The organism is Aeromonas sp. Marseille-Q7275, assembly GCF_965119515.1.
Window position 1 is genome coordinate 110,101 of sequence record NZ_CBCPLW010000016.1, and the last position, 7,282, is coordinate 117,382.

General features: G+C 58.3%; 6 protein-coding genes. 2 read left to right on the top strand and 4 right to left on the bottom strand.

The features are described 5' to 3' along the window. Positions 1–8: 8 nt before the first annotated feature. Together pyk and ACWPWQ_RS15555 are read right to left on the bottom strand one after the other, a co-directional pair. The gene (gene pyk / locus ACWPWQ_RS15550) at positions 9–1,448 is read right to left on the bottom strand and encodes a pyruvate kinase (RefSeq protein WP_454010205.1); all 1,440 of its coding nucleotides are present in this window, start codon (positions 1,446–1,448) and stop codon (positions 9–11) included. A 161-nt stretch (positions 1,449–1,609) separates the two neighbouring features. Further along, on the bottom strand, positions 1,610–2,464 hold the full coding sequence (locus ACWPWQ_RS15555) for a MurR/RpiR family transcriptional regulator (RefSeq protein WP_167402227.1): 855 nt from the start codon (positions 2,462–2,464) through the stop codon (positions 1,610–1,612). A gap of 348 nt (positions 2,465–2,812) precedes the next feature. On the opposite strand from ACWPWQ_RS15555, the gene glk reads away from it, so the two are divergent. Continuing rightward, on the top strand, positions 2,813–3,781 hold the full coding sequence (gene glk / locus ACWPWQ_RS15560) for a glucokinase (RefSeq protein ID WP_454010206.1): 969 nt from the start codon (positions 2,813–2,815) through the stop codon (positions 3,779–3,781). 378 nt (positions 3,782–4,159) lie between these two features. Here the strand turns inward: glk and ACWPWQ_RS15565 are convergent, their stop codons facing one another. Both ACWPWQ_RS15565 and ACWPWQ_RS15570 read right to left on the bottom strand, forming a co-directional pair. Then, positions 4,160–5,518, bottom strand: coding sequence for an ATP-binding protein (locus ACWPWQ_RS15565; protein ID WP_139434905.1), 1,359 nt, complete (start codon positions 5,516–5,518; stop codon positions 4,160–4,162). Between the two features lie 23 nt (positions 5,519–5,541). Next, a complete protein-coding gene (locus ACWPWQ_RS15570) occupies positions 5,542–6,216 on the bottom strand; it encodes a response regulator (RefSeq protein WP_025327574.1) in 675 nt (224 codons plus the stop codon). 1,000 nt (positions 6,217–7,216) lie between these two features. Here ACWPWQ_RS15570 and ACWPWQ_RS15575 point away from each other — a divergent pair. After that, on the top strand, positions 7,217–7,282 hold a 66-nt coding region (locus ACWPWQ_RS15575), incomplete at its 3' end, for an NAD-dependent epimerase/dehydratase family protein (protein ID WP_139614919.1).

A 7,282-nucleotide genomic window follows, 5' to 3' on the forward strand; every position in this document is an offset into this window, starting at 1 on the left:
AAGGGAAATTACTCGACCATCATCACCTTGCAGGTGTTGGTACTGCCCACGGTTTCCATCTTGTCGCCGTGGGTCAGCAGCACCATGTCGCCGCTCTGGACCAGGCCCTTGGCCTTGAGCACGTCCAGTGCCTCGCGGCACACCTCGTAGACAGGTTTGCTCTCGTCCCCGTCGAACAGCACAGGGGTGACGCCGCGATAGAGGTTGGTCCAGGCCAGCGTCTTGTTGTGGGGGGACATGGCGAAGATCGGCAGGCCGGAGCTGATGCGGGACATCAGCAGCGGTGTGGTGCCGGACTCGGTCAGTGCCACTATCGCCTTGACCCCTTCCAGGTGGTTGGCGGCATACATGGTGGACATGGCCACGGCCTCTTCCACCGAGGTGAAGGTGTAGCTCATGCGGTGGTTGGAGACGTTCAGGCTAGGGTGTTTCTCGGCGCCCACGCAGACGCTGGCCATGGAGGTGACCGTCTCGATGGGGAACTGGCCGGCGGCGGTCTCGGCGGAGAGCATCACAGCATCTGTACCGTCCAGCACGGCGTTGGCCACGTCCATGACTTCGGCACGGGTCGGCAGCGGCGCGTTGATCATGGACTCCATCATCTGGGTCGCGGTGATGACCACGCGGTTCAGGCGGCGGGAGTGGCGAATCAGCTTCTTCTGCACGCCCACCAGCTCGGGGTCGCCTATCTCGACGCCGAGATCCCCCCGGGCCACCATGACGGCGTCGGAGCCGAGGATGATGTCTTCCATCGCCTCGTCGCTGGCAACGGTCTCGGCGCGCTCGACCTTGGCCACTATCTTGGCGTTGGAGCCGGCTTCGCGGGCCAGCTCGCGGGCGTAGCGCAGATCATCGCCGCTGCGGGGGAAGGAGACCGCCAGGTAGTCCACGTTCATGCGGGCGGCGGTCTTGATGTCTTCCTTGTCCTTCTCGGTCAGGGCCGGTGCGGAGAGGCCGCCCCCTTTCTTGTTGATGCCCTTGTTGTTGGAGAGGGGGCCCGCCACCGTCACTGTGGTGTGGATGCGGGTGCCTTCGACCTGTTCGACTTTCAGTTGCACGCGACCATCGTCCAGCAACAGGATGTCGCCGGCCACCACGTCGTTTGGCAGGCTCTTGTAGTCGATGCCGACCTGCTCCTGGCAGCCTTCGCCCTTGCCGAGGTCGGCATCGAGGATGAACTTGTCACCGATGGCGAGATAGACCTTGCCATCCTTGAAGGTGGAAACGCGGATCTTGGGGCCTTGCAGGTCCCCCATGATGGCCACATGACGGCCCAGCTTGGCGGCGATTTCACGCACCTGGTTGGCGCGCAGGATATGATCTTCAGGAGTGCCGTGAGAGAAGTTCATCCGCACCATGTCGGCCCCGGCGCGAATGATCCCCTCGAGGATGCCGTCGCGATCGGTCGCCGGACCGAGTGTGGTTACAATCTTTGTACGTCTTGGCATGAAAGACTCCGATGTGAAGTTGATATGACTTGAAATACTGCCCCGTCAAGCATGTGGCATGGCGCCTGCTTGCAGGCCATCTGAGTGGCCTTGTGTTATTAAATTACGATACTACACCAAGCCCGGTGGCATAGACAGTCGGGGGCGGACCCCCGAATGATTCAGGAATTATGCGGGGTATCAAAGCGGGATTCGCGCAAACCTTCTTTGACTTTCTTCAGGTTTTCGCGAAATTTCATGCCACGGCGCAGGGTGAAGCCGGTTGCCAGCACGTCCACCAGGGCGAGCTGGGCGATGCGCGACGCCATGGGCATGTAGACGTCGGTGTCTTCCGGCACGTCCATGGAGAGCACCAGGTTGCACTCGCGGGCCAGGGGGGAATCCTTGGCGGTCATGCCGATGACGGTGGCATCGTTTTCACGGGCCAGGGCCGCGATTTCCACCAGCGCCTTGGTGCGGCCGGTGTGGGAGATCAGCACCACCACATCCCCTTCGCTGCTGTTGATGCAGCTCATGCGCATCATGACGATGTCGTCGAAACTCACCACGGGGATGTTGAAGCGGAAGAACTTGTTCTGGGCATCCCGGGCCACGGCGGAAGAGGCGCCGAGGCCGAAGAAGCTGATCTTCTTGGACTGGGTCAGGATGTCGACGCAGCGGTTGATGGCGGAGATGTCCAGGCTGTTCTTGGCGGCATCGAGGCAGGCCATGGTGGATTCGAAGATCTTGGCGGTATAGGTGTCGGGCCCGTCTTCCGCTTCCACGTGGCGGTTCACATAGGGGGTGCCGTTGGCCAGGCTCTGGGCCAGGTGCAACTTGAAGTCGGGGAAGCCCTTGGTATCGAGACGACGGCAGAAGCGATTGACGGTCGGTTCGCTGACATCGGCCAGCTTGGCGAGGGTGGCAATGCTGGAGTGAATGGCGGTCTGGGGCGACGCCAGGATCACTTCAGCCACCTTACGCTCTGATTTACTGAAACTTTCCAAATTGTTCGTAATTTTATCGAGGGTATTCATCATTACCACCAGGCATTTTTGTAATTTAACTTCAGTGTCTGTGCACTAAATTCACAGCTCAAGCAGGTTTCCAATCTACTTGATGACTATACAAGACAAGCGCTTATCGGAACTAATCTCGTCCCTACAAAGTATGACTCATGTCTAATTATTTCGTGCTTTTGGTTACAAACTTCCATCTGTCCCTTGAAAACGCTTACAAATGTTGCAAAGCAACAACACTGTGAGCGGGCGCACAGTTGCATTCATCCGACGCGCCGCAAGGGAAGGGGCTCGGGTAGTATTGCAACCAAATAATTATGTCGGGACGGTAAGGGCCGCCCCGAGTCGGTAACGAAGGAGTTTGTTATGCAGCATACCCATGCGCTGGTGGGCGACGTAGGCGGTACCAATGCCCGGCTGGCCCTCTGCGAGCTGGCGACCGGCGCCATTTCCCAGGCAAAGACCTATTCCGGGCTGGCCCACTCGAGCCTCGAGGCCGTGGTGCGCCTCTATCTGGAGGAGCATGGCGTCAAGGTGGGCGAGGCCTGCATCGCCATCGCCTGTCCCATCAACGGTGACTGGGTCGCCATGACCAACCACAGCTGGGAGTTCTCCATCCGCGAGATGCAGACCAACCTCGGCCTGGATCGCCTGCAGGTGATCAACGATTTCACCGCCGTCTCCATGGCGGTGCCCGTGCTCGGTGAGAGTGACCGCATCCAGCTGGGGGGCGCGGCGCCTGTGGCCGGCAAGCCCATCGCCATCTATGGCGCAGGCACCGGCCTTGGGGTGGCGCACCTGGTGCAGGCCGGCGAGCAGTGGCTCAGTCTGCCGGGGGAGGGCGGCCACGTGGACTTCGCCGCCAACACGGAAGAGGAAGATGCGGTGCTGCAGGTGATGCGTGGCGAACTGGGCCATGTGTCGGCGGAACGTTTCCTCTCGGGCCCTGGACTGGTCAATCTCTATCGCGGCCTGGTCAAATCCGATGGCCGTGAACCCGAGCCCTTTGCCCCCAAGGACATCACAGAGCGGGCGCTGGCGGGGGATTGCCTCGATTGCCGCCGCACCCTGAGCCTGTTCTGCGTGCTGATGGGCCGCTTTGCCGGCAACCTGGCCCTCAACATGGGCACCTTCGGCGGCGTCTACATCGCAGGCGGCATAGTGCCCCGCTTCCAGGAGTTCTTCATCGGCTCAGGTTTTCGGGTCGCCTTCGAGGACAAGGGGCGCTTCAAGCCTTATCTCAAAGAGATTCCGGTGTTCCTCATCACCCATGAGGGACCCGGCCTGCTGGGGGCGGGGGCCTATCTGCGCCAGTCCCTCGGGATCCGCCTCTGAGGCGGATAAAGAATGCGCAAATGGTTCAGTCCCGATTCAGTGACCCTGGCGTAGAGTGACATCACGTACTCAAGAGGACAGGGTTTCATAGGGAATTGGAAGCTGTCTTCATCCGCTGGGTGCGAATTGTCACCTGACAAGCCTGAACTGTTTCACCGGCCCTTGCGGCCGGTTTTTTTATGTCTGTCCACCTGATGTCGTGGCATCCCCCCTATGAGGGAACCATAGGCGACGCCGTATCCAGGAGGATGTGGCAGAGCCGGTGAACCCTCATAAAGTGGTCTGAGAATGATGGAAGGATCTGCAAGCTGCTGGATCCAGGCAGGGCAGAGTCTGCATGGAGAAGGAAGGCCCATGGCATGGGCCCGTATCGCGGTATCAGGGGAGGGTGATATGGAATCTGGCGCCGCCGAGTGGTGACTCGTCCACCCGGATCTTGCCGCCATAGCTGTGCACGATTTCGGTCACCACCGCTAGCCCTATCCCCTGGCCGGGGGAGCTGTCCGCCCGCACGCCGCGCTGGAAGATCTGCTGCGACTTGCCGGGGTCTATGCCGGGGCCGTCGTCTTCCACCACGATGAGCAGGCCGCTGCCCTGGCGGTTGACCCTTACCTGGATCTCGCTGATGGCGAACTTGCAGGCGTTGTCGAGCAGGTTGCCCATCAGCTCCATCAGGTCGCCCTGTTCACCGTGAAAGAAGACATCGTCATCAAACTGGAAGCCGGTTTGCAGCTTCTTGTGGCGGTAGACCTTGGTAAGGCTGGCCAGTAGCTTCTCGATGAGGGGCACCGGCTCGGTACCCTTGCTGGCAAGGCGTTTTCGCCCGGTGACGGCACGGCGCAGCTGGTACTGGATGATCTGATCCATGGTGGTGATCTGCTCACTGATGTTGTCATGGATATCGTGGCCGAGCTTGAGCTCCTGGGCGGTGATCTGGATGAGCGCCAGCCGAGTTTTCAGGCTGTGGGCCAGATCGTTCAGGGCGTGCTGGTAACGCTGGGTCTGCTGGCGCTCGTTTTCCAGCAGCTGGTTGACCGACTCGGTCAGCGGTGTCAGCTCCCGCTCGTAGTCGTTGGAGAGCGACTCCCGCGAGCCTGCGCGGATCTCGTCAATCTGCCGCGCCATGGTGCGCAGGGAGGAGAGACTCCAGAAGCTGGTCAGCAGCAGCAGGGCCCCGAGCAGGCAATAGGAGAGCAGCGCCTGACGAATGCAGCGGTAGAGATACTCTCTGGTCTGGGCCTGGTAACGCTTGGCGGAATCGACCATGACCACGTAGTAGGTGGTGGGGCCGTCGCCGTGGTTGCGCAGAAAGCGCAGGCTGTAGATGAAGTAGCTCTCGCCGTTCTTGATGGTGTGCAGCTTGAAGAAATAGTCCTGATCCAGGCCGCCAAGGTATTTCATCAGATCCCGACAGATGGTCTCCTTGATGGTGATCACCTCCGGCATGTGCAGGCTGGACCAGCTCAGCTCACCGTCGGAGCGGCAGATCAGGGTGTCGAGATTGGGGTCGATGGCATCCGGGGTGATGTTGCCGAGATCCGTGATGGCATGGGGATCGGGCTGCTTGGAGGAGAAGAGCTTGGAGAGATTCTCCTGCATGCGGATGCTGGCTTTCTGCGCCTGCTCCTCGGCGTGGCCAAGATAGAGGATATAGACGGAGAAGGTCATGATGAGCGCGATGACCAGCATGGCGCTCAGCATCAGCTTGAGGTGCAGCGAGCGGCGGATCAGTTGCATGGGGTGCAGCATGAAACGGGGCATCAGCTGCAGGAGAGGTTGAAGATGTAACCCTGACGACGGATGGTGGAGATGGGGGCAATGACCCCTTCCGGATCCAGCTTCTTGCGCAGTCGGCTCACCATCACCTCTATGGTGTTCGGATCCCCTTCGCCATCGCCATAGAGCTGATCCAGCAGCTGCTGCTTGGAAACTACCTGGCGGGCGTTGCGCATCAGGTATTCCAGGATCAGATACTCGAAACTGGTGAGCACAGTGACTTCGCCGGCGACTGTGAGCTCCTTGCGGGAGAGATCCAGCTCGTAGTCACCGGCCTTTACCCTGGGGGAGATGAAACCGGCGCTGCGACGCACCAGGGCATTGAGGCGGGCGAGCAGCTCGTCTTTCTGGAAGGGCTTGACCAGATAGTCGTCTGCGCCGGCCTCCAGACCTTCCACCTTGTCTTGCCAGTTGCCCCGGGCCGTCAGGACTATGATGGGGAAGGGGATCTGCTGCTCGCGCAGCCGGCTGATGAGCTGCAGACCGTCCATGTCAGGCAGGCCCAGATCGATGATGCCCACATCGATGGGGTAGTCGGCCGCATAGTGCAGTGCCACCTGGGCACTGTCGGTGCTGTGGACTTGATTCTGGGCCTCGGTCAACAGCGTGGTGAGGTGATGATTGAGCAGCTTGTCGTCTTCGACCAGTAGGATTTTCATAAGATGCATGATGATAAGGGTCCAGGCTGTCAATTAGAGGGTGTCTAAGGGGGAGAGTCAACGTGGATCCTACATAACCCCCCTGTATCGGGACTGAATCGTGCCTGCCTTTATTGTCATCGCCCCGCCTCACTCCGTGACCAGGCTGATCCATGACCCCTCAACCAAAGCTATCGGCAACCTGGGGCTCACCCAGCACTTCAGTATCAGGGGTTGCGACCGTTCCTATCGCACGGGCCGGGACCGAGAAATCCTCATGCTTTAGGCGGATTACCGCGTGGAGACCATGCCTGGCAACACAATCTTGGCTCTGATGTCGCGTCCACTCAGATCGTTTGTAAGAATTTGAAAACAAGTGATTTTTCTCTTCTATAATAGCAACGGTCAGGTAAGGCTATGTCTCTCATTGTTGGGCTTAGGGTTCTTTGGTGGAGTGTTAACAATAACTAAAAAGACATAAATGAGTCCGTTGTGGGCATCTAGCCTGTGATGTTTTGACTGTTCATCCCCGGGTCAAACGAGATAGAATCTGGCCCAAAATCGGGTTAACTGCCCAAGATGTGGGCAATGCAGGCGCCAGTAATGCCTGGTGAGCAATGTGATGTGACGCCATTGTCAAACATCAAGTAAAACAAGAAGCTGGAGGATATGATGACCAACAGCGCGCACAATCAGGTTAAAAAGCAGCGTATTGGGAGCTGTAACTCAAGGGCGGTAGCGTAATTTTTTGCCGGTCTTAATCTTGTTTTTAACGATTATCACAAGTTCATTTTGCAATGAGAATCATGTCGTTTGGGCGATATTGATTTCTTTTGTAGCAAGAGAAATCAAACTTTAGCCTGCTTTATATTCCTTCATCATGTTACGACCAATGGTCACCATGGCTGCGCGTTTTTTATACGTAAAGTGAAAAATGAAGCGAAGTCACGCTCGTACACCCGGTAGTAAAATAAAAAATCTTGCCTTTTCATTTCGTTATATTGAAATCAGGAACCTTTCAATGAAAATCCTTGTGACTGGTGGTGCCGGTTTTATCGGTTCTGCGGTTGTTCGCCATATCATCCAG